This is a genomic window from Vibrio sp. R-1, from assembly GCF_035615595.1.
Lineage (GTDB): Bacteria > Pseudomonadota > Gammaproteobacteria > Enterobacterales > Vibrionaceae > Vibrio > Vibrio cholerae.
In genome coordinates, this window is sequence record NZ_WPDC01000212.1 from 1 (window position 1) to 1,122 (window position 1,122).

Annotated in this window: 2 protein-coding genes; one reads left to right on the forward strand and one right to left on the reverse strand. The window is 41.8% G+C overall.

What is annotated here, in order from left to right; translation table 11 throughout:
• A partial coding sequence (locus GOU96_RS17680) for a cache domain-containing protein (RefSeq protein WP_324702084.1) occupies positions 1–847 on the reverse strand: 847 nt, incomplete at its 3' end.
• Between the two features lie 90 nt (positions 848–937).
• Here GOU96_RS17680 and GOU96_RS17685 point away from each other — a divergent pair.
• On the forward strand, positions 938–1,122 hold a 185-nt coding region (locus tag GOU96_RS17685; RefSeq protein ID WP_324702085.1), incomplete at its 3' end, for a hypothetical protein.

The window sequence follows — 1,122 nt, forward strand, 5'->3', positions numbered from 1 at the left end:
ACAACGTGATCGGGACTGCAATAAAGATTATTTTTTTGATGATCGCAATGGCTTGCTGATCCACTTTATCTTTTGGGTAAGTGGCTAAAATTTGCCAGTCGCCACTGTGCGATTTAGATGTGGTTAACAGAGCATTAGGGTCGGGAATAGCGTCTTGCCCTAAAATATTGTGCCCGTGACGGTCAATAATATAGAGCTGGCCACCAAAGTTGGTTTGTTCTTTTTGGATAGTTTCAGAGAGCTTTTTCAGCGAAATATCGAGTGTCACCACTCCGCGAAACTGATCATCAACATAGTAGGGTTTGGACAACGTTACCATACTGACGTCCGTCACAGGGTCAGTGTAAGGATCTGACCATTCGACAATATTTGGCCCTCGATACTTCACGCCAGCATACCAAGGCTCGTGAAAATAGTCTGGTGCCTGTGGGTGGTTGTAGTCCTCTAAAGACTCATAGCCGGCGTGATTGGCATTGTAAAAAATGGAGGATTTATATTGATCGCGGTCTAGAGCAAAAGGTTCTGGCCAGATCCCGCCACTGATAATAAACGTATTATTGTTTAATGATGTCAGCAGGGTATGGGTAATCTGGCTCAGAAGTGTTTTGGCCGGATATTCTGCGGCAAAATCGGCTAACGTGTTGATGGTTGGTAGTAGGCTGTCTAAATCTTGGTTAATCTGCAACGAAACGGTATCAGCTTTATTGGTGATAGTTTCTTTCGCGTGTGAGTAGAGTGGGGTTGTAATAAAAAAATAAAAGCCAATCGCAATAATACCGAGAAACAGCAAGGTATAGACGACAAAGAGTGTGATGACCTTTTTTCTGATAGTGTTGATTCCAAGCATCACGTTCCCTCGCGCAAACTTGCTCGCTTTCAGTATAAACATTAAGCAATGATATTAAAGAGCATAGAAAGCTTTTCTCATTGTGACGAGATGATTTATTCCATGATGCGGCGCAGACATCAACTGTTTAATATCGTTACATACAGAGATGTAGAAAAATGCTTAAGTATCAATAGCCTGTATTTTTTGATTTCTGTATATCTTGCACAGGATAATCATATGAAAGTCATTGCAATCCCAGGAAAAGTGCCTGCAACAAAAACGTGGATCCGTGA